The 24,973-nt window shown below is 38.7% G+C and carries 21 protein-coding genes and 1 tRNA gene; 10 read left to right on the top strand and 12 right to left on the bottom strand.

Going from position 1 to position 24,973, the window contains the following annotated elements; all coding sequences use genetic code 11:
• Positions 1-80: 80 nt before the first annotated feature.
• Both VXM68_RS17325 and VXM68_RS17320 read right to left on the bottom strand, forming a co-directional pair.
• Positions 81-153, bottom strand: a tRNA-Lys gene (locus tag VXM68_RS17325).
• A gap of 131 nt (positions 154-284) precedes the next feature.
• Positions 285-2,204 (bottom strand): ABC-F family ATP-binding cassette domain-containing protein, encoded by a 1,920-nt coding sequence (locus tag VXM68_RS17320; RefSeq protein WP_294184901.1) that lies wholly within the window; start codon positions 2,202-2,204, stop codon positions 285-287.
• A 60-nt stretch (positions 2,205-2,264) separates the two neighbouring features.
• On the opposite strand from VXM68_RS17320, the gene VXM68_RS17315 reads away from it, so the two are divergent.
• Together VXM68_RS17315 and VXM68_RS17310 are read left to right on the top strand one after the other, a co-directional pair.
• A complete protein-coding gene (locus VXM68_RS17315; RefSeq protein WP_367209497.1) occupies positions 2,265-3,299 on the top strand; it encodes a quinone-dependent dihydroorotate dehydrogenase in 1,035 nt (344 codons plus the stop codon).
• 2 nt (positions 3,300-3,301) lie between these two features.
• Positions 3,302-4,087, top strand: coding sequence for a TIGR02757 family protein (locus VXM68_RS17310; protein ID WP_367209496.1), 786 nt, complete (start codon positions 3,302-3,304; stop codon positions 4,085-4,087).
• Between the two features lie 102 nt (positions 4,088-4,189).
• On the opposite strand, the gene gap is transcribed toward VXM68_RS17310, so the two are convergent.
• The 5 genes from gap to VXM68_RS17285 all read right to left on the bottom strand — a co-directional run bounded on the left by gap (position 4,190) and on the right by VXM68_RS17285 (position 11,768).
• The gene (gene gap / locus VXM68_RS17305; RefSeq protein ID WP_367209495.1) at positions 4,190-5,212 is read right to left on the bottom strand and encodes a type I glyceraldehyde-3-phosphate dehydrogenase; all 1,023 of its coding nucleotides are present in this window, start codon (positions 5,210-5,212) and stop codon (positions 4,190-4,192) included.
• Positions 5,213-5,218: 6 nt separating this feature from the next.
• The gene (locus VXM68_RS17300) at positions 5,219-5,824 is read right to left on the bottom strand and encodes a redoxin domain-containing protein (protein WP_312363508.1); all 606 of its coding nucleotides are present in this window, start codon (positions 5,822-5,824) and stop codon (positions 5,219-5,221) included.
• Between the two features lie 225 nt (positions 5,825-6,049).
• Positions 6,050-7,144, bottom strand: a complete 1,095-nt coding sequence (locus VXM68_RS17295; RefSeq protein WP_293957672.1) for an AI-2E family transporter — start codon at positions 7,142-7,144, stop codon at positions 6,050-6,052.
• A gap of 375 nt (positions 7,145-7,519) precedes the next feature.
• Complete coding sequence (locus VXM68_RS17290) at positions 7,520-10,558, bottom strand: AAA family ATPase (RefSeq protein ID WP_367209494.1); 3,039 nt, start codon at positions 10,556-10,558, stop codon at positions 7,520-7,522.
• 4 nt (positions 10,559-10,562) lie between these two features.
• Positions 10,563-11,768, bottom strand: a complete 1,206-nt coding sequence (locus VXM68_RS17285) for an exonuclease SbcCD subunit D (RefSeq protein WP_367209493.1) — start codon at positions 11,766-11,768, stop codon at positions 10,563-10,565.
• Positions 11,769-12,046: 278 nt separating this feature from the next.
• Between VXM68_RS17285 and VXM68_RS17280 the strand changes: the two genes are divergently transcribed.
• Positions 12,047-12,709: a prolyl oligopeptidase family serine peptidase gene (locus tag VXM68_RS17280; RefSeq protein WP_294184914.1), complete on the top strand. Its 663-nt coding sequence runs from the start codon at positions 12,047-12,049 to the stop codon at positions 12,707-12,709.
• Positions 12,710-12,778: 69 nt separating this feature from the next.
• On the opposite strand, the gene VXM68_RS17275 is transcribed toward VXM68_RS17280, so the two are convergent.
• Both VXM68_RS17275 and VXM68_RS17270 read right to left on the bottom strand, forming a co-directional pair.
• On the bottom strand, positions 12,779-13,537 hold the full coding sequence (locus VXM68_RS17275; RefSeq protein WP_294184916.1) for a murein L,D-transpeptidase catalytic domain family protein: 759 nt from the start codon (positions 13,535-13,537) through the stop codon (positions 12,779-12,781).
• An 81-nt stretch (positions 13,538-13,618) separates the two neighbouring features.
• The gene (locus VXM68_RS17270; protein ID WP_294184918.1) at positions 13,619-14,638 is read right to left on the bottom strand and encodes a L,D-transpeptidase; all 1,020 of its coding nucleotides are present in this window, start codon (positions 14,636-14,638) and stop codon (positions 13,619-13,621) included.
• Between the two features lie 273 nt (positions 14,639-14,911).
• On the opposite strand from VXM68_RS17270, the gene VXM68_RS17265 reads away from it, so the two are divergent.
• Entirely contained in the window at positions 14,912-15,319 is a 408-nt protein-coding gene (locus VXM68_RS17265; RefSeq protein ID WP_367209492.1) for an NUDIX domain-containing protein, read from the top strand.
• Positions 15,320-15,436: 117 nt separating this feature from the next.
• Here VXM68_RS17265 and VXM68_RS17260 read toward each other — a convergent pair whose 3' ends face one another.
• Complete coding sequence (locus tag VXM68_RS17260) at positions 15,437-16,489, bottom strand: porin (RefSeq protein ID WP_294184922.1); 1,053 nt, start codon at positions 16,487-16,489, stop codon at positions 15,437-15,439.
• 289 nt (positions 16,490-16,778) lie between these two features.
• Between VXM68_RS17260 and VXM68_RS17255 the strand changes: the two genes are divergently transcribed.
• Both VXM68_RS17255 and VXM68_RS17250 read left to right on the top strand, forming a co-directional pair.
• Positions 16,779-18,083 carry an ammonium transporter gene (locus VXM68_RS17255; RefSeq protein ID WP_293957664.1) on the top strand — a complete coding sequence of 435 codons (1,305 nt, stop codon included), beginning with the start codon at positions 16,779-16,781 and terminating at the stop codon, positions 18,081-18,083.
• 143 nt (positions 18,084-18,226) lie between these two features.
• Positions 18,227-18,532, top strand: coding sequence for a hypothetical protein (locus VXM68_RS17250; RefSeq protein WP_293957663.1), 306 nt, complete (start codon positions 18,227-18,229; stop codon positions 18,530-18,532).
• Here VXM68_RS17250 and VXM68_RS17245 read toward each other — a convergent pair.
• Entirely contained in the window at positions 18,529-19,059 is a 531-nt protein-coding gene (locus tag VXM68_RS17245) for a lipocalin family protein (protein ID WP_294184925.1), read from the bottom strand. The genes VXM68_RS17250 and VXM68_RS17245 overlap by 4 nt on opposite strands.
• Before the next feature lie 109 nt (positions 19,060-19,168).
• On the opposite strand from VXM68_RS17245, the gene VXM68_RS17240 reads away from it, so the two are divergent.
• The 3 genes from VXM68_RS17240 (at position 19,169) to VXM68_RS17230 (ending at position 22,652) form a co-directional block, all read left to right on the top strand.
• Entirely contained in the window at positions 19,169-19,630 is a 462-nt protein-coding gene (locus VXM68_RS17240; RefSeq protein ID WP_293957661.1) for a DUF4268 domain-containing protein, read from the top strand.
• 123 nt (positions 19,631-19,753) lie between these two features.
• Positions 19,754-20,548: a S1/P1 nuclease gene (locus VXM68_RS17235; protein WP_294184929.1), complete on the top strand. Its 795-nt coding sequence runs from the start codon at positions 19,754-19,756 to the stop codon at positions 20,546-20,548.
• A gap of 313 nt (positions 20,549-20,861) precedes the next feature.
• Entirely contained in the window at positions 20,862-22,652 is a 1,791-nt protein-coding gene (locus VXM68_RS17230) for an ABC transporter ATP-binding protein (protein WP_367209491.1), read from the top strand.
• Between the two features lie 9 nt (positions 22,653-22,661).
• Here VXM68_RS17230 and VXM68_RS17225 read toward each other — a convergent pair whose 3' ends face one another.
• Positions 22,662-23,600 (bottom strand): multidrug resistance efflux transporter family protein, encoded by a 939-nt coding sequence (locus VXM68_RS17225; protein WP_367209490.1) that lies wholly within the window; start codon positions 23,598-23,600, stop codon positions 22,662-22,664.
• Between the two features lie 161 nt (positions 23,601-23,761).
• On the opposite strand from VXM68_RS17225, the gene fabV reads away from it, so the two are divergent.
• Positions 23,762-24,964 (top strand): enoyl-ACP reductase FabV, encoded by a 1,203-nt coding sequence (gene fabV / locus VXM68_RS17220; RefSeq protein ID WP_367209489.1) that lies wholly within the window; start codon positions 23,762-23,764, stop codon positions 24,962-24,964.
• Positions 24,965-24,973: the final 9 nt, after the last annotated feature.

The raw sequence follows: 24,973 nt of genomic DNA, 5'->3' as shown, positions 1-24,973 counted from the left end.
CTTCTGACCGAGCCGGCTCATTTTTCGATTGTTAACCTACTAAAACAACAAAAGCCAATCGAAAGATTAGCTTTTGTTTGTGATCCCGCTGGGATTCGAACCCAGGACCCATACATTAAAAGTGTATTGCTCTACCAGCTGAGCTACGGAATCGTACTTCGTTTTAGAACTATTGTTCGTTGTTTGAAGTGATGCAAAAGTAGGGCTTTAATCCTATTTCTGCAAATATTTTTGGCTTAAAATCACCTTTAAATAGGTAATAACCTGATTTTAAGTCGAAAAAATTAATTGTCTTCTAAATCCATGATTTCTTCCGCTAACTGTTCCCAGCTTTCCTGAAATTGTATCAATAATGCTTTTGCCGAGTTGTATGAGCGCGTAGTGTCCTGTAATTTAGCAGCATCGGAATAGACCGCTTCATCGGCAAGCTTTGACTCTAATGTTTTGACCAAAATTTCCTGTTCTTCTATTTTTTGTTCAAATGCCATTAGTTCTTTATTCTTTCTGCTCAATAAGCGCGTTTTATCTTCCGTAAGCGGTTGCTTTTCTTTCTTCGCTTTCGGTTCTTCCTTGGCTTTTTTCTCCGTCTTACCTTCAGTTTTGACAATTCGTTTTGCCGCCCATTCTTCATATTCCTGGTACGTACCTGGGTACTCTTTGATTTGTTTATCTTCTATGTACCAGATTTTATTCGCGACATTATCCAAGAAATAACGGTCGTGGGATACAACAATAAATGTGCCTTCGTATTGTTGCAAAGCTTGGATCAGAATGTTGACCGACTGCATATCCAAGTGGTTGGTCGGCTCATCGAGTGCCAAGAAGTTGGCATCTGCTGTTAATGCTTTAGCAAGGGCCACACGTGATTTCTCTCCTCCAGAAAGGACTTTAATTTTCTTGAAGGCATCATCCCCTGTAAAAAGGAAACAGCCTAGGATAGACCGTAATTCAGTTTCTGTATGTTTCGGTGCAAAGGCTTGTAATTCGGCAAGGATGGAATTCTCCAGGTGTAAGGCCTCAAGCTGGTGTTGCGCAAAAAATGTTTGCGACACATTATGGCCTTGTTCAGCCTTTCCATCAAACTCGTGATCCGCATCAGCCACAATGCGTAATAATGTCGATTTACCTTTACCATTGGCACCGATCAAAGCGATTTTATCGCCCTTTTCAATAATTGCTGAGGTGTTTTTTAATATCTCTAGGTTAGGATAGGACTTGGAGATATTTTCTAAAGTAACGACATGGCGGCCGGAAGGTTTCGAAAATTTAAAACTAAAGTTTACCGTCGGATTATCGTCATCTACGTCGTCAATTCTTTCCAAGCGATCCAAAGCCTTGATGCGTGACTGAGCCATTTTTGCTTTCGATGCTTTGGCCCGAAAGCGCTCAATTAAGCGCTCTTCCTGTTTAATTTTTGCTTGTTGGTTTTTGAATTGATTAGCCTGAAGTTCATTTCGCAGTTCTTTTTCTTCAAGGTAAAAACTGTAGTTACCTGCATAAAGTGTTAATTTCCCTTTACGCGATTCGACCGTTTTCTTAATGATACGGTCCAGGAAATATCTATCATGGGAAACAATCACAATAGCACCATCGAACGACTGAAGATAGTTTTCAAGCCATTTAATTGAAGGTAAGTCCATGTGGTTGGTAGGCTCATCTAGCAATAAAATATCCGGAGTCTGTAGAAGGATACGGGCTAGCATGACCCGCATACGCCAACCCCCTGAGAACGTAGCTAGCGGTCTTTTTTGTTCCGCTTCAGAAAAGCCAAGACCTGCGAGGATTTCATGAGCTTTAAATTCAATGTTATACCCATCTAGGGCTTCGAATTCTACCTGTTTGTCACTCAATTTATTCAGAATATCATCGGAGTAGTCTGTTTCTAATTTACCAAGTAACTCTTCGATTTCGGCATGTAATTGATTTTGGCGTTCAAAGGCTTCCATTGCAACATGCAAAATGCTTTTGTCAGAATGGTATGATAATAAATCTTGGTTTAAATAGCCAATTTTCAGGTCCTTCGCCATAGAAATTGATCCTGATGTCGGTGTGTATTGACCGACAATAAGCCGAAGCAACGTAGATTTACCTGTGCCATTAGCGCCGATCAGGCCAACTTTATCTCCTGGTTTGATATGCCAGTTTGCTTCATCATATAGGGCACGAGATCCTATTTCAAATGTTAAATTATTTATTGATATCATTTCAACTGCAAAAGTACAAAAGTAATGAATATTTCTTCTTGTTTGAGTAACTTTGCGATTATGTATAAATTAGTCAAGCCTATATTCTTTACAATGAATCCCGAGATGGCTCACCACAAAGTGACCGGAGGATTAAATGTTTTCTCAAAAATTTGGGGTGCAAAGCAATTATTGAATGCTTTTTTTACAGTCGAAGATCCACGTTTGGAGCGTGAAGTTTTTGGGTTGAAGTTTAAAAATCCAGTAGGTCTTGCAGCGGGATTTGATAAAAATGCGGAGTATATTGCTGATATGGCTAATTTGGGGTTTGGTTTTATTGAAATTGGAACAGTAACTCCTAAACCGCAACCCGGTAACGATAAACCTAGAATGTTTCGTCTGGTAACGGACGAGGCGCTGATCAATAGAATGGGATTCAACAATCAGGGCGCTGATGTTGCTGCGAATAGATTAAAAAACTTGACAGATCGTAAAGGGTTATTGATAGGAGGGAATATCGGTAAGAATAAACTTACGCCGAATGAAGACGCAGTTAATGATTATATCTATTGTTTCAATGCATTATTTGACCATGTGGATTATTTTGTTGTCAACGTCAGTTCTCCCAACACGCCTGGTCTACGCGATTTACAGGAGAAGGAACCGCTAACAAACATCCTCAATACCTTACAGGGGTTAAATAATAGTAAATCAACTCCGAAGCCTATTCTACTTAAAATCGCTCCCGATTTAACAAATAGTCAATTGGATGATATCGTGGAGATTGTTATGGAGACGCGGATTGCTGGCGTTATTGCGACAAATACCACTGTCTCAAGAGATGGATTAAAGAGTGCAACGGCATTAACTCAAGAAGCAGGGGGAGTGAGTGGACGTCCTTTAACAAAAAGATCTACGGAAGTTATTCGGTACCTTAGTCAAAAATCGAATAAGGCTTTTCCAATTATTGGTGTTGGTGGGATTCATTCGGCTAAAGATGCCATTGAAAAATTGGATGCAGGTGCTAGCCTTGTTCAGGTTTACACCGGATTTATTTATGAAGGGCCTGGTTTGATTTCCAATATTTGTAAGGGTATACTTCAGACAGGAATGTAATAATGACAATTGCAACTGATTTTGATCTGAAAGATTTTTTGGATAAGAAAGTTGAGGAATATAATCAACCTAATTTTATACCCAATGATCCGATAGTTATTCCACATCAATTTTCTGCGAAGCAGGATATTGAGATCATGGGTTTCCTGGCGTCAATTATGGCTTGGGGCCAAAGGAAGACGATCATCAATAAATGCAAGGAGCTTATTGATCGAATGGATGGTTCACCGTACGACTATATTATGAATCATCAAGAGCAAGATCTAAAAAGTTTGTTGGGGTTTAAACACCGTACATTTAATGACACGGATATTCTCTACTTCATTGAATTTTTCAAATATCATTATGGTCATTTTGATTCTTTGGAAGATGCTTTTCTGGTAGGGCAGGAGAATAGAAAGGAGATTGATATTGAACTGGCGCTTAATACATTTAAAATGTATTTTTTTTCACTGCCGGACTATCCATATCGCACACGTAAGCATATTAGTAGCCCCGCACAGAAGTCCACTGTTAAACGAATCAATATGTTTTTACGCTGGATGGTTAGACAGGATAACAAAGGTGTGGATTTCGGTATCTGGAATCGCCTTTCACCAAAAGATCTGATCTGCCCTTGCGATGTTCATGTGGAGCGTGTGGCGCGTAAATTTGGTTTGATTACATTTGATAAAGTCAATTGGAAGACAGCGCAGGAGTTAACAGCAAACTTACGTTTACTTGATCCGCTGGATCCCGTCAAATATGATTTCGCCTTATTCGGTCTGGGAGTAGAAAGGGAACTGTAATTAAAAAGCCTGTATTTTATACAGGCTTTTTAATTACAGTTCATTTTTATCCAAATAAATCATAATCCCTATCTTAAATCAGTATAGCAGACAGCCGTTCATTTAGGCAAAAGATTTTTCATTTAAATGATCAATCTTAATCAGTAAATCAACCAATCGATTGGAATAACCAAATTCATTATCGTACCAACCAACTACTTTGACCAACCCCCCAACAATGGAAGTGAGCTGAGCATCAAAAACGCAGGAATAAGGGTTATTGATGATATCAACTGAAACGATTGGATCTTCTGTATAATACAGCACTTCCTTCAATTCATTTTCGGCTGCCGATTGAAAGGCCTTATTAATTTCTTCAACCGTGGTCTGCCTTTCAAGCGTACAGGTGAAGTCCGTTAATGAACCATTGAGGACAGGGACACGTATTCCAGCGCCGCCGAGCTTATTCTGTAAATGGGGAAAAACGTTGGTGATAGCTTTAGCTGCACCTGTTGTTGTTGGAATGATTGCAGATGACGCTGCCCGCGCTCTCCGTAAATCTTTATGTGGTGCATCATGAAGATTTTGATCGCCTGTCATGGAATGCACCGTTGTGATATAACCATCTTTTATGCCCCAATGGTCATCTAAAATTTTTACTAAGGGAGCAACATTATTGGTCGTGCAGGAGGCATTGGATAAAATGGATGCCGAAAGATCGATAGTCTGATCATTAATGCCGAGCACCACTGTCGGAATATCCTTGTCTTGCGCCGGTGCCGAAATAATTACTTTCTTTGCACCTGCCTCTAAATGTAAAGCTGACTTGGCACGTGTCGTAAAATGCCCTGTTGATTCTATCACAACATCGATATCTAATTCTCTCCACGGGAGCATCGAAGGATCCTTTTCATTAGTAACGCGGATTGCTCTGCCATTAATAATGATGTGATTTTCGTCATGGGACACAGTGCCATAAAAAGGGCCGTGCACCGAATCATATTTAAATAAATGGGCAAGCGTCTTTGTATCTGTCAAATCATTTATTGCAATGATCTTTATCTCATCAGAAGCTCCGCGAAGAAAAATATTACGCAATGTATTTCTGCCAATACGGCCGAATCCGTTGATTGCTATGTTGAGCATTTCAGATTATTTATGAAATTCGCTTATTGCTTCGTTGATATTTTTTTCGCCCTCCCAATGTGCTTTCAGTTTACCATCTGCTCCATAAACATAATTCGCTGGGAATTGTGTCGGCACATGGATTTTTTGAATAAATGTCTGATCTTTATCGATCAATACTTCAACATTTGATGCTTTGGATAATTTTGGAGCAAAACTGTCAAAAAAGCCCAATACTAAAGCAGGGTCATTCATGGAGATATAATAAATATTTACATCTTTTAAACGATCTATATTTTTTTCTAACTCGACAGCCTCGTGCTGACAATGACTACAGCCTGGATCAAAAAGAATAAATACGGTATTTTTGTCTTTGCCAACATTATCGTTTGTAACTCTTATCCCGGAACGAAGTTGATAAAAAGTAAAATTAGGAAGAATGCCAGCTGGTTCGGAAGATTGGGTGGGAGCCGTCTGCCCGTGATCATGTCCCGCATGGTCGTGGTTTTCTGAAGTGACCTCTTGTGTAGGTGTGGTTTTGCCTTCAGTTTTTGATTTGTTATTGTCGCCACATGAGTATAGGATTCCAGCTATGAATACCGCTGTTACTCCTAAGACTATTTTTTTGTTCATAGAATACATTTGCTTTTAAATCAGTATCAATGATTTGATCTTTTCTTTCGTTAGCATCCAATATTAGATTTTTAATTATCAGCAATACTCGAATACATTAACGAACCAAAACTATGAAAAAAAGCGGATTTTATGCCTTACAATTTTATTTATGACAGTTTACTGGATATCGAGTTTGGTGATTAGATACATGTCGATAGACACATTTCAATTGTTTAGCTTTCCTTACTCGATAATATTTGGTTTCTCACCCATTGCCCCAGATTCTATTAGGGATGTTGACTGAATAATTTCTGGTGCGCTTTTTCCAAATTCAATACTGTAAACTTTGAGAAGTACACCAACACAGGATAGAATTAAAGGACCAAATATTAGTCCAAGCATACCGAACAAATTTAACCCAAGTAGTACACCGAATACCGTAATTAGGGGATGTACATCACCCAGCTTTTTTAAGATGGTAAAGCGGAGAACATTATCTATACTCCCTATAATAATGATTCCATACAAAGCAAGACCTATAGCACTTCCGGATTGGCCATTGGCGAGTAGAAATAGTGCGGCTGGTAAATAGACCACCATTGTTCCTAAGATTGGAATTATTGTGGAGACAGCCGTTAATATTCCTAAAAAAATAGGACTTTCCAGTCCAAAAAACCAATAGCCAAGTCCGGCAACAATACCTTGACACATGGCTAAAATTGGAATACCAATAGCATTGGATTTCACCATCATGTCGAACTCTTTCCATAACTCAGCCTTGCTAGCTTTGGTAAAAGGAATGGCGTTATAAATTGTTTCCTCCAGCCTCTTGCTGCTTACAAGCATAAAATAAAGTACAAACAATGCCACGAGTAAATTGACTCCAACTTCTGCGACGGAGTTAAGAATATTGGGTATAAACTTAGCCGCTCGCTGGAGCGTTTGCATCAATGCAGAATCTGAAAGGTCAATATTACTGAAGTAGGGACTGGATTTTAAATAGCTCTTTACAGAATCAAATTTCTGCATCAGTTCGTCTTTGTTGCTAATGACCTCTGTAACCTGGGGTACCATGTAGTTGATTAGCAGATAAAGCGGTCCAACTAAAAAAACAATTGTCAGTAAGATTAATAGAATACTTGCCGCCGACTTATTCCATCTTTTTTCTTCGGTGAGCTTATAGTTGATTTTTCTAAATAGAATATAGAGCGTTATCGCCCCTAAAAAACCTGGTAAATAATAAAATAAGCTCGTAAAGATCAATATGCATATCGCTAGTATGATAAGGATAAGCATAATTTGATTAATGGAATTATTATTGATTTGTTTGTATTTCATATAGTTGACAAATATACTGTCTTTGACCTGTTTTATCGTATGACAATATTTCTTTAGAAAAGTTTTATAATGCTACATTATACTTCTTTTTTTGAATCTTAGTTTTGGTTGTACGGCATTAGAATATCTTTTAAGATAGTCAGGATATCATAGTGCTTGATAAATAGTATGGATTGTTGAATGTGCGGGGAATGGCAACTGCTTCCAGATTGGATCGTATTACTATTCATTTTGCTTCCCTTAAGAAAAAAAGGATGAGACCCTTTCCCTTTTTTGCTGTTCGAAAATAAGCCCATAATCTTTATTTTTTAGTTATTGCGGCCTTTTTGCAACGGATATGACCGCAATAACTAATATACAAAATAACTTTTGATCTTAATTAATAAAAATTTGACTACCGTGGTCTTCATCTTTTTCTATGGAAAGGGATATTGGAATTCTTTCTTTGAGCTCCTCAACATGAGAAATGATCCCTACAATACGATTTTCGCGGCGTAGCTCTAACAGGGTTTCAAACACAATATTGATTGACGCATTATCTTGTGTGCCAAAACCTTCATCAATAAAGAAAAAGTTTTTGCTCGCTTTCGTACTCGACTGCACGCTCTCGGCGAGCGCGAGTGCCAGGCTTAGCGATACTTGAAAAGCCTGACCTCCGGATAAAGTTTTTACACTACGGCTCTTCCCTTCATTTAAATAATCTATAATCTCAAACTCATTGTTTTCGTTTATCTGCAGACTGAGTTGATTTCGTGTCATACGGTGAAAACGAATATTGGCGTGGTCGCACAATTGACGTAGATAAATTGAAGAAACATATTGTACAAAACCGGCACCTTTAAATAGATTGAAGAGTTGTTTCAAATTTTCATTACGTAAGTTTAGCTTCATTTGTTGCTGCAGAAGGGTCTCTTTTTTAGCGTAGGAAATCATCAATTGGTTGAGTTCCTGCCTCAGCTTGGCAACATTTTCGGTACTTTCTTTCAATTGTTGAGCGCTTTCTTTCAGCGCCTTTTCCTGTTCAATAAAGATTGTTTCCTCGTACACTTGGTCAACGAGCTTATGTTCCAGTTGAGCAATCTGCGCCTTTACAGTTTCGAAATCTATTTGAAACTGTTCCAGCTCAAGTCGGATCTGCTGTACAGGCAAGTTTTGTGCGAGTATCTGCTTAACCTCCTCGATCGCATTAAACGGCGAAGCTAAAAGATGCTGCTGCAACGTGTTGTCAACTTCCAGAATTTCACTTTCAATTGTTTGGAGTCGTTCCAAAATGGCATTCACCACACTATTTTGCCCTGCGAACTGACTGTTTAACTCGCTTAGCTTATCGTTTATCGAAACAAACTCTTTTTCTACCGTAATATTTGAGGTTTTGATTGCGTTATATTCTTCTTCGACAGTTTGGGCATCTTTCGATTCGTAATCGAACCAGCTGAGGAGTTTTAAATTGCCAATATTTTGATTGATCTGTGCTTGCTTGCTTACTTCGTCGCGTTCAAATTGCCCCAAGGCTTTGTTGTATTTCTCCAGATTTTCCTCTACAGACGCTAAAGCAGTCTGATCATTTACAAGCTGATTTTCGAGGGCCTGGATTAGGGTGTCAATTTTGGAAAGCTCCTGTTTTTTGGAAGCATAGATCGATTCATCTGTACTGCTATAGCCAGTCCATACAAATTCATTGAAATGGGCCATTTCTATCGACTTATGCAATTCAATTTTCGTGTTCAGTTCGTGTTTTTGATCTGTCAATGATTGCAGGCGAAGAACAAGTTTCTCCACTTGGAATTTTTGATCCTGTTTTAGTTTTAGGAGTTCGGTCGTGTCGGTCATCAATTTTTCATGAGCAAGGATTTCAAGCGAAATATCCTGCCCATGGTTGACCATTGGATGTTCAATAGCCCCACACAGGGGGCAAGGCGATCCTTCTTTCAAATCTTTAGCATATTGGGATAGCCGCTGCTGCAAAAGCAGATGGGCCTTTTCGTCCTGTAGCTTATTGAGTTTTTGTTCCAATTGGTGAACAACACGGGCATGAGTTGATTGAAATTCCTCCAGGTTGACGTCGGCATGCTTTAATTCTCGTCTGATTTCGCTGGCATTGTTTTCTAAATCGACCAATTGCTTATTAAGCTCTTTTTCTTGTTGTTGTATACCCTGTTGTTTAGTATACCATCGGCCCAATTCCATCAATTCATGCGGCGAAGGTTTAGCACGCTTTAAATTCGAAATCTCACTTTCAGTTTCCTGGATTTTTGCTTTATAATGCGCTTGTTGTTTTTTCGCTTCTACGACAAAATGGCGGCCTTTTTCAGCGCGATCTTGCAAGCCTTTAATTTCATTGGAAAAGGTAATCAATTGCTGTATCAATTCAAGATCCAATTCCTGCATACGGCGTCGCGGCAGCAGTTCATATTTCGGTTTTAATACATTTAAGCGAGATTGATGTTGCAGTATAAGCTGTTGTATTTCTGCCTTTTTTGCTTCTTCGTTCGCCAATTTTCTTTGCGTTGATCCCTTATCAATATCTAATTTTTCTTTGGATTGGAGGATGTGTAAAAATTTGGCTTGGGCCTCCTCAAACCGGCTTAATCGTAGCCTTAAATTCTCCTTTTGTCCTTTCTGTTCAAGTAATTCCTCGTAACGTAATTTCATCCGGTTCAATTCAAGAAAATCCGCTTTAAGTTTTTGGAGCAGCATGAATTTTTCATGCTGTACTTTATGCGAAGATTCTATAGAAGCGAAAGATTGAAGTTCAACCTGTAACTTTTCGTTGGTGGCTGCTACAAGGTCTAAAGTGATCTCCTCAAATCCAAATAATTGACCATTCAAGTGATCTAATTCCGATTGATTTTTCTTATATAGTGCGGAAACTTTATCCTGTAGGTCGAACCGATGCAATTGAAAAATCTCTTTCATCATATCGGTGCGCTCCCTGGCGCCAAGTTCTATAAATTCCTTGAATTGTCCTTGTGGAATGATGATTGTTCTTTTGAAGTTCTCATAGCTTAGTCCTATTATTCGCTGTGTATTACTGCTTTCCAATGGTACCCATGTATCATTTAATTTCTCATAGAGCACGACCGTTGGCGATTTAACGTCATCGAAGTTTTTGGAGTTCCGTTTAAATTCGCGCGTAACTCTAAATGTGCGTCCTTCAAAGTTGACAAAATCAAGTTCTATATATGACTTGTTTGACTTCAGATTCATCATATTATATCCACGTTTGTCGCGTGCATTCAAACGTTCTGTTTCCCCATATAACGCATAGGTAATCGCTTCTAATATGGACGATTTACCAGAGCCCACTGTGCCGAAAATACCAAAAAGTCCAGCTTCGAGAAGTGCAGTAAAATCGATCGTCTGGCGATCCTGATAGGAATAGATGCCCTCTAATATTAGCTTTAATGGAATCATGCAATTAAGAATTTAAAATTTCGCGAAATAGATCAAGGATATCGTCATTGGGCGCTTGATTGGCATTTCTGGATTTAAAATAATCTTGAAACAATGCAGATATGTCTTGCTTAAGATTGATTTCTTTGGTGTCTATAGATTCGCCATCACGCTGTTTAACCACCGGAATCAAATAGATTATTCCTGAATGCGCCTGATAGATCCGCTTGCGGTCTTCTGCTTTCAAAAAGGTGTCGGATTTCAATGTCAATTCTATCAAGGCATCTGGATTTGCTTCTAGCCAGGAAATGCAACTTTCAATATCCTCAAATGTTTTTCTAAATAATGGTTTGCCTTGTGTAAGTGGAATCGGAGTTACTGCAGCCTGTGTATTGGGCGATACATCTACTAGCGCTACAAATTTGGTTTTTCCAGCCTCTGAAAAACTATAACATAGGGGAGATGATGCGTAGATAACTGGTTTCTCTGGAGAGCCTATATTTTGATAACCATGTAGATGTCCTAATGCCGTATATTGGACTTGTTCCGGAATAGCTTGTGAATAGATCAAGTCTGCATTTCCTATTTTGACCGGCTTTTCACCATCCGGCTCTTCCAAAAGTGGACGACCTAACTTATTCATATAAAGATGGGCAATGAGGATATTAATGCCTTTTTCATCACAATAGGTCTCGGCAATTTTTTTCCATTCGGAAGATAAAACCTCATTTAACTTACTTTCTTTATCTTCACCTAAATATTGTTTTAAGCGGATCTCATTGGCATAAGCGGTATGAAGGATTCGAATCGTATGCTCATACTGAGGTAGTTTCAAGATGATAATGCCTTTATCTGCATGTACAACAGCGAAGCCTTCCGTAGCAAAAGGAGTGACGACGGCGTGCGGATGGCCGATTAAGATGATTCCGGAGGCCCTTGCCAACGGATCGGGTGCATCAATCAAATATGGTGAATCATGATTCCCGGCAATAGCAATTACAGGACGCATGCCATCCTTACTAAGACGTTTGATTGTTTTATAGAATAGCTCAATTGCTTCCACTCCCGGGTTAAAAGCATCAAAGAGATCTCCGGCAATAATCACTAGGTCGACATTTTCCTGATCGGCAATCTGAACGATCTCATCCATAACCAGGGTCTGTTCGTCTATTCGAGAGAAACTTTCCAGTCGTTTTCCAAGGTGCCAATCGGCGGTATGTAATATTTTCATGTGAGAACTTCGATTTGCGTCAACAGTTACAAACTAAGATAAATTTGATCTGAAATGCAATTATAATTGGATGGAATCGTATAAATGAACGCTCGTTCCTTATTGTAGATTCAGCTGATTAGCGATGTTTTGAATCACATACAGACTGTCGAAAATGTTAAATCTTGTTAAATACGGTTGTCAAAAATCATTTAATTGTATTTTTAATGATCCAAATTAAGCTAAATTTTATATACATAAGTATGCGAAGAGTTTATTTATATCTATGTTTTTTCTGTATGCTAGTGATACGTGTAAATGCGCAGGAAATACAAGCGATTAGAGGAGAAACGACCTATCCCTTTTTATTGAAAAATTCTGGACCAGATTCTTCCAATATGGAGAAGCAACCTCTTTTCGTTTTTTTGCATGGGCGGAGTCTTTCAGGTACAAATTTGGATCGTGTAAAGCGCTATGGTATCCTTTATGCTATCAATAAGGGGCAGGAAGTTCCAGGTATTATTGTTGCTCCACAGTCAAAGGGTGGCTGGGATGCAGATAAAGTAATGGAAATTGTGGATTATGTCATCGGACATTACAATGCTGACCCGGACCGTATTTATGTATGTGGTATGAGTATGGGGGGCTACGGCACTATGGATGTGGCTGGTAAATATCCGGAAAGGGTAGCGGCAGCTGTGGCCATATGTGGTGGTGGATCGAGTCAGTATGCGTCCAACCTGACCCAGGTGCCCATTTGGTTGCATCATGGAACGGCCGATCGGGCGGTGCCAATTTCAGAATCTAAAAAAATTATGCGGGCGATAAAAAAAGAAGATCCAGATGCTAATGTGAGTTTGAATGTGATAAAAGGAGGTACACATGGAAGTGTAGAGCGATTATTTCACGACGATGCAATTTACAATTGGATGTTGAAATTTAGGAAAAGGCACAAGTCTTAAAAGATTTGTCAGCTGGTATAGCTGCTTTGAATAAAAAAAACCTGATGAATCACCATCAGGTTTTTTTTATTAGCCTTCATTGTTAAACGTAGACTGTCTTTTTTGAAACTGGGCCATCAGAATATTCGGTTGATGGATCAAGTGAGTTTTGCTTAAATATTCAGCGTTATCTGCGTAAATAAACAATAATGTGCCATCTTTGATGGTATTAATGATAGGGGCTGCAAATTCTCTCGGAACGGCAGGGCAGCCGTAACTTTTTCCGAGTCTACCTAAACTCGCTATTGTTCCATTGCTACAATAATCTGCACCATGCATCACGACATATCTCGCTTTGGCATTATCATTTATCCCTTTCTCAAGACCATTCAGTACCAATGAATAGCCATTCTCACCATTGTATGTATTTTCAGTCGTGAAGAATCCTAACGAACTTTTGAGCGATTCCTGTTGATTTGAAAAATTTACCGCATAATTCTCGCCGCTATTTTTGCCATGCGAAACTAACGTATTAAACAGTACCTTTTTCTGCGCAAGATCTAATACTACAAGCCTCTTTTCAGTGGATGCCAGCGAGAAATCGATGACCGTCATGATATCTTTGTTGTGGATAGGAAGGGCTTTTCTACCTTCCATTGCTTGACGAAAAGCTTCGTATTGTAATACTTGAGCTAGGTTCATTTCATCATATAAGGAATCAACTTCTGTCCGTTGACGCTCCACATTTATACGATGCTCGCTGGCTTGTTGCTGTGTTGTTTTTAATTCTTCTTGTGATGAAAGTGCTGTATTAAGCGCCATCAAAAGAAAGATAAACGTATTTCCCATTTTACTCCTTTTCTCTATAGATGTTCACAAAAGTAACAATTAAAATTAATACATATTTGATTTACAGAATGTTAAATATTGTTAATCAATAACTATAACGAGTGACGAAAAGTCTTTTGACCGTTTATAGACAAATTGAGCATGAGATGACGCATTTCTGACGCACATGTGTGATTTGGGAATAGTTCCAAGCGTTTCGCTATATTCGATGATATTGCCATTTGGGTTGTTAACAGGAATACCGTGTATATATGCACCTGCAGTAAACCGGGTGGCATAAGGCGCAAATCCACCATAAATTTTGGTTCCATCTTTGTAATAAAACATCTTCGATTTATGTTCTTGCACCACAAAAAGACCAGTGGGCGTTTCCTGGGCATGCGGAGGCTTATGTCGCCCGCTGGTTGCTGGATTCATGCTTCTGACGAGCCATTCATTTCCAGCTTTTTCCAATGTACAGATATTTTGGTTTTTAATATCTACAATTGTAACAAATTTAAATTCAATCGTATCGCGAATAATTTGAAGATAGCGCTTTGGCACGTTGTATTTCCCTTCAAACGAAATACCTTCGACCGAAACCCTGTCTAGGCTGTCCGGTCCCTGCACACGGACCAGCCACCCATCGCGGCCATAACGCACCGCTTGATTGCTTTTTAGATCGTAGAGTGGTGCGGCCTGATAACGCTCCACATTAAAGCTGTCAGAAACCCGTTTATAAGAGTCCCGTTTGTAGCCCTGAATTGTTGGCGCTTCACCTTTCTCATTCTGATAGTTTTGAAGTACAGCGTATAGGGAAGGAGTTTGTTGAAAATTGGTAACAAATGCTAAGCGTTCTTTAATTTTGTGCCATTGGAAAGTTCGTGTAGTATCCTTATAAGGATAGGTATCTTGCAGGGTATATTTTTTATACTGTAGCTCTTTTTTGATAATTATATCTTCGACTGTGATTAGCTTTGGTTTTTCATTTAACTTTTCAGGCACCTCTTTTTTTTGTTGACTATTGGGTGGCTTCGGCTTTGCGCTATCTTTTTTACCCTGTTGGCATCCAGTCAACAGGAAAATTAGACTTAGTACTAGACATGCTAATCTTTGACTCATATATGGATTTATAAATTATTGCTTTATGGTTTAAACTTACCTAAATTGTCGATGATTTGCAATTTTATTGTGCGTGATTAAGAACACTTTAAGGGAATACTGCCAATCACAGGTGTTTTAAATCACGTGATGGGAACGAATGACTATTGTCTTTTTTGGGTGCTTAACTGACCTGAATCTATTCAGTTGCTGACTTAATGAAAGTCAGGTCAAAGCGGTAAATGTTTTGCATCAGCAATAAAAACGCTAGCTTTGCCATTTGAATTACACGATATGGATACAATTGTTATTTGTTCGGCGGCGATCCTCAGTCCTGATGGCAATTTGTTGATGGTTCGGAAAAAAGACTCCGCTTATTTCCAGTTACCAGGAGGCAAAGCAGCACCGGGAGAGAGTCAGGAGGAGACGTTGATACGTGAGCTTCGCGAAGAGCTAAGGTTTGATGTACCGAAAAAGGATTTAGAATTTTTAGGTAGCCATACAGCACATGCCGTCAATGAGGCAAATACGCTGGTAGCGGGTAATATTTATTTAATTAGATTGAGGGTGGCTCAGTCTTTTAAAGCTTATGAGGAGCTCGTAGAGGTAGTTTGGATCAAGCCGGACAATTGGCCAAGTTTTAAGCTAGCGCACCTGGCGACAGAGTTTGTTATTCCCCGTTGGCTCTCTGGAAAATTGTAAATTTAAACAAATGATTTAATCTTTAAATATTGATATTTCTGTATAGCTGCCTGGCTAAAATAAAAGAGCGGAGTTCTACCTGAATTCCGCTCCTTTAGTTTTTGCTGAATATTCTTTCTAGAAACTGTAGACACAGGCTAACAAAAATTGTCCGGCAGATTTAGTTGGACTTAAATCATTTTTGATGAATCTTTCTGTATTTCCTTTATCAATTCTAATCTCCGGTATAAATTTGAAGCCGTGATAACTGTATTCTGCTGTTAATGTTGTAGCGAGAATATTGGTACTTGGGATCCCATTTTCCTCTTCCTTATGTGTTTGGAAAAACTCTTCACGCAATCCTAATCCAAAATTTTCCGAAAAGTGAACTCTTGGATAGAGAGCGACGCCCGTATATCCTCCACCATCTCTCTTTTTATAATTGGTTGCATTTAAACCAAGGAAAAATTTGGGTGAGAAATCATAGTTAGCTACGAGGTCAATCAATGTTCCTGAACTATAATTTGTTTTTCCACCTGCTGAGGATCCTGTGAGAAAATTAAGATAAAAGCTACTTTTATCATTGGGTGTATAAGCTAGCTGGGAGCCTAGGTGCGACACACCGTTCATATCTTGGTACACGTTCCAGTCATTAAATATTCCGACCATTAACGCTACCTTATCTGAGAAACTGTACGTTGCTTTCAGTCCCGCATCTTGAAAAGGTCCTGCACCAAAAAGATAAGATGTTGAATAATGAAAATTGTAGGTGGGTGATATCACTTCAAAGCCTACAAATGTTCCCATAAAACCTGCAGTAAGATTTAGTTTTTCAGTGAGGTCGTAGCCTACATAGAGATTTTGTATGTGAAAGCTATTTTTATCATCACCAGCTTGACCATCTCCATTCATGATAGAGCGATATTGACCGCGAGGTCCAAAAGATAACTCGCCTACAAATGAAGCCTTTTTAAATTTCTTTTTAACAGCTAAATCTACCATCCCGATGGAAACGGAATTGTTGTCTTCTGTGAAATAGGTGTTAATATTTGGTTTGTTTTGGAAGTCATATTTCCAATAGGTGTCTACAGAACCGGATATTTCGATTCCCTTTTCTTTGTTTTCTTCTTGTGATAAGGCTGTATTTATAAGAAACACAGATAAAATTGCTGTTGTAAGAAGTTTTTTCATTTTTTTGGAGGTTTAAGTTTGATTTGTTTGGTATTTCTGCTGTTTTTATTTTGTAATTTTCCTTTTTACCATGATTTTAAGTCGATTTTTATAGATTAATATTGGTTTTTGTTTTTGTTATTGTGAAATTATGTAAAAAAAATCAAAAAAAATAAATAATGATTGTATTTTTTTAATAAAAAGACTTTATATTTGATAAAAATATAAATGATAATAGGTTTTTGTTTTGTTTTTGTATTTTTTCAACAATTTTATTAAAGTATTAATAAACACTAATCAGTTTAAACACATGAAAAAAATTATTCCACTTATTGTTCTAGTTCTTTTAGGAGTATTAGGACTTGTATTTCCTTCAATTGACTTGTCTGATCTGAATAAGGCAGAGTTTGATACAGGAGACACCGCCTGGTTGTTAACTTCTTCTGCATTGGTATTGATTATGACGCCGGGACTTGCATTTTTTTATGGTGGTATGGTTAGCAAAAAAAATGTGATATCAACCATGATGCAAAGTTTCATCTGCATGTGCTTGATGACAATTCTTTGGGTAATCGTTGGTTTTAGTTTAGCTTTCGGAGACGATATCGGCGGAATCGTGGGCGATCCACGTACATTTTTTATGATGAAAGGTACATTGGGAAATGTTGCATGGGGAGCACTGCCAACCATACCTTTGGTTTTATTCGCTATGTTTCAGCTAAAATTTGCGATTATCACGCCAGCGCTGATTACAGGTGCTTTTGCAGAACGTATTCGCTTCAATTCATTTATGCTATTTATCATTCTATTTAGCATTTTTATCTATATGCCATTGGCTCATGCAACTTGGCATCCTGAGGGAATTTTAGCCAAGTTTGGTGTTCTTGATTTCGCTGGTGGTACTGTTGTGCATATGTCGGCGGGCTGGGCAGCATTAGCGGCCGCGATCTACTTAAAAGGCCGCAAAATACAAGTCCATAATCCTGCACGTATCAGCTATGTGATTTTGGGTACTGCTTTATTATGGTTTGGTTGGTTTGGATTCAACGCAGGTTCTGCAGGAGGTGCAAATTCCTTAGCGGCTTATGCTTTTGCAACAACGACTACTGCCTCAGCTATGGCTGCTATGGCATGGATATTTGTTGATATTATCCGTGGAAAGAAACCTTCTGCAATGGGAGCATGTATCGGTGCTGTGGTTGGGCTGGTAGCGATTACTCCCGCCGCTGGTTTTGTTAGCATCCCACACGCAATGATTATTGGTCTGGTGGGCGCATTGGTCAGCAACCTTGTTGTTTACCTAAGAAGTAAAACAAGTATTGATGATACATTGGATGTATTCCCTTGTCACGGAGTAGGCGGTATGGTGGGTATGGTGCTTACAGGTGTATTTGCACATCATAACATCAACCCCGTGGTGGTAGACAACGGGCTGTTTTTTGGCGAAACAAAATTATTCTTTGTTCATATGGTCGCTCTATTTGCCGTGTCATTTTTTGCTTTCGTCGGCTCATTGGTTTTATTAAAAATTACTGACCTTATTGCTCCACTTCGTGTGGAAGAAACGGACGAAGAACTTGGTTTGGATGTGACTCAACATGCCGAAGCCTTGTAATTAAGAGAAAATAAACGCCGTTTATATCTTATCCCAAACAATCTTCTGTCTAGCAGCTGTATTGTTTGGGATATTTTTTGCACCTTTGCCAAAGTCACATAAAGGCTTAGAGTGGGTAAGCAAAAATTTCTAAAAGTGAAAGTATGAGCACGGATACCAAAGAAACATTGCGTTCTGATTTTGAAAAAATGATGCGTTATTGCATACAGACAGGCGGAGATTTTGGATTCAATCTGTTTGGTGAATATGCGGTATCGGCATTAAATTTCTACGTCGGGAGTTCTATTCTGACAATAAGTGAAAAGCATGAGGCAGCGTTGTTTTTGGCTACTCTTTATAACGCAGGTATCAGAAATGTCATAAGCGATAAAGACCTTCAAGAAATTGCGGACGTGATTGCACAAGACGCAACATTAAACTACCAGTTGCTCACTCCGATTTTCAATTAATGTTTTGTCCATACAAGATCACCTGTCTTATAGCCACATTGAAGAGCATAGGTTAGAAACTCATTTCTAATTTTAGCTGGAATATCTAAATCCCTGCCTAAAATCCACATATAGTCGAGATTTTCTCCAAAGATAAGCGCATATTTGTAATCCGATGTTATTTTGACAACGTTATAGCCACTATAAAATGGGCCAAAGAACGACACCTTAAGTGCTCCTTCATTCGGACTGTTAACAAATTTGGCTTTTCCAATAGATTGTCTCCATCGTCCTTTCTCTTCGCTATACCCCTGATTATTTACGCGGATCGTACCATTTTTATTCATACTATATTCGGCGGAGACCTTACTTAAGCCAGTTTCCCAACGAAAGTCAAGCCTTGCTATTTCATACCACTTTCCGAGATATTTATCCAAATCGAATGGATCGACAACATCCGGCCGCGAAATGACAGGTTTAAGAGCATTGTATGCTACTGTTCCTAGTGCTACCGTGGCCAAAAGCAGGAGTGATTTTTTCTTATCCATATTCATTTTTTTTCGAAATTATTTGTTAATAAAACAACAATTTTAATACCAATAAGGTTTAGAGAAGCCAGGCTATTTTATTAATTTTGTTGACTTAAAAATTGTATTGGTGTATTCAAGGGAAGAGATAAAACAATTAAAACATTCGTTCTGGACGAAGTTTGGTCAGTTTATGGCATTACATTTATCTGCGGATGGAGAAAAAGCAAATTGGATTAATTACAAAACAGGTGTAAAGCATTTGTATTTTAAAATGGATGCTGATAAAAGTGAAGCGAAAATCGCGATACAATGGTCGCAGCCGGATGCAGGTATCAGGGCGTTGATGGCTGAGCAGTTTCTTCAGTTTAGAGCTTTACTGCATGATCTGCTTGGCGAAGAGTGGATTTGGGAGATGGATGGAAGAGATGAATATGGAAAGCCAATTTGTCAGATTTATACCATTATGCAAGGGCATAGTATTTTTAGAGAGGCGGATTGGGCCGAACTTATTTCATTTTTTAAGCCCCGAATGATTGCGCTGGATGAATTTTGGTCGTCAGCAAAATATTCGTTTGATTTATTTAAATAATTTTAATTTAACTATACAAAGATGGGTTTGATACAAAATCAAATCAACATGTCTAAAACCGGCTAAATTACGCTGGAAGTTGATTTGAGACGGAAAAACAGCATCATTTAAAACAACTATTCAATGAGAAATATTATTAAGGGTTTACTCGCGATGACGTTATGTTTTCAGCTTTCATCGGTATTTGCATGGGGAACGATCGGACACCGTGTGGTTGCTGAAATTGCAGAACGTCATTTGACTAAAAAAGCGAAAAAGAATATCGAAAAAATTATTGGTCAGCAAAAGCTCGCCTATTGGGCCAATTGGGGTGACTTCATTAAGTCGGATCCTAATCCCGAATTTAAAAAATTAGGCAATTCACATTTTATCAACTTAAATTCCAATTTACCTTGGGCAGAGTTTCAGTTGGGGCTTGAAAATTCTGCCGATGAAAATTTGTATAAGACCGCTATCCGTATCGAACAATCTTTTGCTGATAAGACTATCGCTATGGATCAACAGAAGCAAAATCTTTATTTTTTGATCCATATCTTAGGGGATGCGCATCAACCCATGCATGTAAGCCGTGCTGAAGATCAGGGGGGGAATAAGATTGAAGTAAGCTGGTTCGGTAAAAAATCGAATATCCACCGTGTGTGGGATAGTGATTTAGTGGATAACGAAAAATATAGCTATACAGAGTACGCAACAGTGCTCGATGTAAATAGTAAAGAGCGAAACAAACAATTGGCGGCTGGAGAACTTTCAAATTGGCTCTATGAATCCAACCAATTAGCGGAAAAAATTTATGCTGACGTAGCAAATAATGCCAATTTATCCTATTCGTATGTTTATCAAAATAAAGATGTGATGGAACAATGTATGTTGAAAGGTGGCTTACGCTTGGCTAAAGTCTTGAATCGGATCTTTGGCTAAGATATAACATATCAATATTATAGAAAAAAGACTATATTGTACACAAAATTGCGAGTAGAAATCAGAATTGACTTAGTGCCACAGCTTTAACGGATTAATTCCCAAAGAAAGACCAAAATCAGCTAGAATTTGGTCTTTTTTTATGTCTGCTAAAACTTAAAAAGTTATTTTCATCAAATTGATGAGATAGGCTTTTAACACAGCTTTTTTTTCTTGGTATATGTTACCTTTTGAAGCCCTAAAATGGTTTTTATGATTAGATTTAAACAATGCCCAAAGATCTTTTGTTTTCTTCGTAATAAATCAAAGTTCGATGACTATATCCCAATTGCTTAAAAAAATTGTACCATTTGCCAAACCTTACCGGCGATTGATTTTTTACACCTTACTTTTGACTATCGTGGGATCTTTTGCAGCGCAAATCAATGCTTTTATCTTGCGCTATACCGTCGATCGCATGAACGATTTGATGGTCGCGAAAGAGCCTCTTTCCAAGGGCATGTATATCGTTGGAATGATCAGTATCATTCTGCTGGCTAAAGAGATCATCTACGCGATCGTACAGTTTGGTCAGAAATTTTATGGTGAGAAACTTCGTATTTATATTGCAAGGGATTTTTCTCAATCTATTGTCGATCGGATCTTGACGTATAAATTAGCATTTTACACATCTTCAGATAACGAAAGCGGGAAATTGGCCACTCGGATAGACGCGGGGATCAGTTCATTGACGCGGTTGGTACAGAATTTTTTTATTGATATCTTACCTTTATTTGCAAATGCAATTATTGCGCTTATCTGTATGTTTTACGCGAACGTATATGTAGGTTTGATTGGGGTTGCTGTTATTCCCTTATACCTGTACATTGGGCAAACCCAGGCCTCAAAGCTGACCGGATTTAGACGGCAAATGCGGAAGTATCGGGAATCCAAAAATAATCGGATTATTAGTTTGATCGATTCCATACTAGTGATCAAATCATTCGTTCGCGAACCAGAAGAGGCCAAGCGGCATGAGACGATCCAATACGAGATGACTGAAAATCAAATGGCAACTCGGAAAACCAGTTTTCTATACGATAGCATTAAGAATTTTGTCGAACAGATTGCAGTCGTTATTATTATTGTTTTAACATCGTATTTAGTACTTTCGGGGCAGATCACCATTGGGGCAATCATGTTTCATATTATGTTGTTTAACAATGTTTCTGCGCCAATACGACAACTTCATCGTATTTACGACGAGGTCAATGATGCATTGATCTATTCGGAGTCTTTTTTTGAGATCCTAGAGTCCGATGAGCAGATTGAATCTAAAGGTGATTATATCCCTGTGCAGATCAAAGGGCATTTGGAACTTAGGAATGTGTTTTTTGAGTATCCAAACGGTACCGTTGCTTTGAAAGATGTCAGTTTCGATATCAAACCGAATGAAATAACAGCTTTGGTCGGTTTAAGTGGAGCCGGGAAGAGTACGATTATCAATTTATTGGATAAATTTTACGAACCTGCTGAAGGACAGATTTTCTTAGATGGCGTGGATTTATCGAAATATGATACCACCTATCTACGTCAACAAATCGGAATGGTATTGCAAAAAAATCACATTTTTAAAGGAACGATTTTGGAGAATATTGAATATGGAAAAATTGGGAGCTCCAAAGATGAGATAATGGAAGCCGCTAAGAAAGCCTATATTCATCAACAGATCATGGAGCTTCCAAAAGGTTATGATTCAGATGCGCAATCTTTATCCGGTGGTCAACAGCAACGTATAGCCATCGCACGGCTGTTCCTAAAAAATCCTCCGATTATCTTTTTGGACGAACCAACGGCTAATTTGGATGCTATTGCTACCGAGCAGATCAAGAATAGCCTAGACGCCATAAAGAAGGATCGTACAGTAATCATTGTCTCTCATAGTATCTCTCAGATCATTGATTCCAATGCAATTGTTGTAATGGAAAACGGTCGCGTCGCCGAAAAGGGCAAACATGAGGATCTTTATGCGCATAAAGGCACATATCACGCTATTTTTTCTGCGATGGCCAATAGTTTGAATCTGAGTAAAATAAGTAAGACATTACAGGCTGACGAACGATAAAAACTAAGGTCAGGCCGATCGGCTATGTAGGATCATCCCCATAACCACCAGGACGATCCCAATCGAGGAAAAGCCATTTGGAAGCGCTGCATGTAAAAGAAGGACTTCGCCAATCAAAGTAAAAATAACTTCCATCGCCTGTGTGGCTTCTACGGCAGCAAGTGCCTTATGGTCGTGATGGACAAGATCGGTCGCTGTAAAAAATAAAAGTGTCGCTATCACACCCGAACATAGCGCCACAAGGAAGGTTTGCAAAAGCTGACTATCTGTTGGTAATCCATTTTCCAAATAGCCAAATAGACTAAGCGCAATCCAAAAAGGCATGCTACAGATTGTCATGCCTAACGTACGCTGAAAAGCATCAAGTCTATTCCCTGATATTTTCATCATCTTACGGTTGCCTAAAGGGTAGGCGACTGCACCAACTAATACTGGAATTGTTCCTAACAGCATGATATTTAGCGAAGTGGATTGAGCTTCTGCAATTTGCATTAGGAGGATGCCGATAAAAATAATAATAGAAAATAGGAGGGAAGCTTTTGATATCCCGTTTCGGTATCCCTTCTTCTCGATTAACGGACCAATGAACATACCTGCAATGATAGTAAACTCGAAGGTACTCGCTACAAGCCAGGAGGGGCCATAATTGGCACCAAAGGTTAGGGTTGCATAAAACAAACCGAAACCAATCGTACTCCAAAGCAACCATTGTACTAAATTTGATTTTATTTCTTTCAGTAAGCTGCTGAGATTTCCCCTTATAGCGACGATAATGAACAATATGGGTAACATCCAAATAAATCGTAAGGAGGCCGTCCATTGCCAGCCTCCGCCAGACACTGCCATAATGCGATTGAGAACAAAAGTAGTGGCAAAGAAAAGCGCTGCTAAAGTTCCTAGCAGGATGGCGTTATTTTTATTCTTTTTTAGCGTAAATTGGAAAAGCATAATTAAAGTGAAAAGGATCTATACTTCAATTTGTGAAAGTAAGCAAATGCCTCTTTAATTGAAAATGAAACAAAAAGTAATTGATTTTTATCACGATTTTCTCATTTAAAATTCCTTATTTTGCCTATTCAATAAAGCAAGTAGTAAGAAAATTAATCAAGATGATTATACAACCAAGAACTAGAGGTTTTATTTGTTTAACCTCGCATCCACAAGGGGCTGCGCAAAACATTAAAAATCAAATTGAATACGTAAAATCCAAAGGTGAAATCGCGAATGGTCCAAAAAAAGTATTGGTAATCGGCGCTTCAACCGGATTCGGTATTGCATCTCGGATTTCGGCAGCATTTGGTTCTGGAGCTGCTACGATCGGCGTATTTTTCGAAAAGCCTGCAGCCGAAGGCAAACCAGGTACTGCCGGATGGTACAATTCTGCAGCTTTTGAGAAAGAGGCGCATGAGGCTGGATTATATGCCAAAAGCATTAATGGTGATGCTTTTTCTGATGAAGTGAAAAAGCAAACTATTGAACTTATTAAACAAGATTTAGGACAGGTTGATTTAGTGGTTTACAGTTTGGCTTCACCACGCCGTACTCACCCGAAAACTGGTGTCGCGCATGCTTCTGTTTTGAAACCAATACAAGAGCCTTTTACCAATAAGACTGTAGATTTTCATACAGGCGTAATTTCAGATATTACTATTCAACCTGTCGAAAATGAAGAAGATATTGCCAATACAGTAGCAGTAATGGGTGGAGAAGACTGGAAGTTTTGGATTGAAGATCTTAAAGCTGCAGGCGTATTGGCTGAGGGTGCGAAAACTGTCGCCTACTCTTATATAGGACCTGAACTTACTTATCCGATTTATCGTAATGGTACTATTGGCCGTGCTAAAGATGATTTAGAAGGAACAGTACCTGAAATAAACGCTATTTTGAGTGATATTCATGGGGTTTCTTATGTATCGGTTAACAAGGCCTTGGTTACGCAATCAAGCTCGGCTATTCCCGTTGTTCCTTTGTATATTTCTCTTTTGTATAAAGTGATGAAAGAAAAAGGTATCCACGAGGGCACAATTGAGCAAATGCAACGTTTATTCGCTGAGCGCCTATATACAGCTGACGGAAAAGTTTCCCTCGATGAAAAAGGCCGTATTCGTGTTGACGATTTGGAGATGCGTCCGGATGTTCAGGCAGAAGTTGCAGCATTATGGGAAAAAGCAACCACTGAAAATTTAGCAGAGATTTCGGATATTGAAGGCTATCGCAATGAGTTTTTCAATTTGTTCGGTTTCAATTTCGACGGTATCGATTACAACGCGGATACAAATGAAGTTGTTGGAGTGCCCAGCATCGAAAGCTAAAATCTGCGA

Source organism: Sphingobacterium sp. R2 (assembly GCF_040760075.1).
In the GTDB taxonomy this organism is placed as follows: domain Bacteria; phylum Bacteroidota; class Bacteroidia; order Sphingobacteriales; family Sphingobacteriaceae; genus Sphingobacterium.
This window is presented reverse-complemented; position numbering and strand designations above follow the sequence as displayed.

Coding starts and splice junctions, on each gene's coding strand:
- VXM68_RS17265 (WP_367209492.1), top strand. CDS start 14,912: ATGGATACAATTGTTATTTGTTCGGCGGCGATCCTCAGTCCTGATGGC.
- VXM68_RS17255 (WP_293957664.1), top strand. CDS start 16,779: ATGAAAAAAATTATTCCACTTATTGTTCTAGTTCTTTTAGGAGTATTA.
- VXM68_RS17315 (WP_367209497.1), top strand. CDS start 2,265: ATGTATAAATTAGTCAAGCCTATATTCTTTACAATGAATCCCGAGATG.
- VXM68_RS17300 (WP_312363508.1), bottom strand. CDS start 5,824: ATGAACAAAAAAATAGTCTTAGGAGTAACAGCGGTATTCATAGCTGGA.
- VXM68_RS17295 (WP_293957672.1), bottom strand. CDS start 7,144: ATGAAATACAAACAAATCAATAATAATTCCATTAATCAAATTATGCTT.
- VXM68_RS17270 (WP_294184918.1), bottom strand. CDS start 14,638: ATGAGTCAAAGATTAGCATGTCTAGTACTAAGTCTAATTTTCCTGTTG.
- VXM68_RS17290 (WP_367209494.1), bottom strand. CDS start 10,558: ATGATTCCATTAAAGCTAATATTAGAGGGCATCTATTCCTATCAGGAT.
- VXM68_RS17225 (WP_367209490.1), bottom strand. CDS start 23,600: ATGCTTTTCCAATTTACGCTAAAAAAGAATAAAAATAACGCCATCCTG.
- VXM68_RS17310 (WP_367209496.1), top strand. CDS start 3,302: ATGACAATTGCAACTGATTTTGATCTGAAAGATTTTTTGGATAAGAAA.
- fabV (WP_367209489.1), top strand. CDS start 23,762: ATGATTATACAACCAAGAACTAGAGGTTTTATTTGTTTAACCTCGCAT.
- VXM68_RS17235 (WP_294184929.1), top strand. CDS start 19,754: ATGAGAAATATTATTAAGGGTTTACTCGCGATGACGTTATGTTTTCAG.
- VXM68_RS17320 (WP_294184901.1), bottom strand. CDS start 2,204: ATGATATCAATAAATAATTTAACATTTGAAATAGGATCTCGTGCCCTA.
- VXM68_RS17280 (WP_294184914.1), top strand. CDS start 12,047: ATGCTAGTGATACGTGTAAATGCGCAGGAAATACAAGCGATTAGAGGA.
- VXM68_RS17285 (WP_367209493.1), bottom strand. CDS start 11,768: ATGAAAATATTACATACCGCCGATTGGCACCTTGGAAAACGACTGGAA.
- VXM68_RS17245 (WP_294184925.1), bottom strand. CDS start 19,059: ATGGATAAGAAAAAATCACTCCTGCTTTTGGCCACGGTAGCACTAGGA.
- VXM68_RS17275 (WP_294184916.1), bottom strand. CDS start 13,537: ATGGGAAATACGTTTATCTTTCTTTTGATGGCGCTTAATACAGCACTT.
- VXM68_RS17250 (WP_293957663.1), top strand. CDS start 18,227: ATGAGCACGGATACCAAAGAAACATTGCGTTCTGATTTTGAAAAAATG.
- VXM68_RS17260 (WP_294184922.1), bottom strand. CDS start 16,489: ATGAAAAAACTTCTTACAACAGCAATTTTATCTGTGTTTCTTATAAAT.
- gap (WP_367209495.1), bottom strand. CDS start 5,212: ATGCTCAACATAGCAATCAACGGATTCGGCCGTATTGGCAGAAATACA.
- VXM68_RS17230 (WP_367209491.1), top strand. CDS start 20,862: ATGACTATATCCCAATTGCTTAAAAAAATTGTACCATTTGCCAAACCT.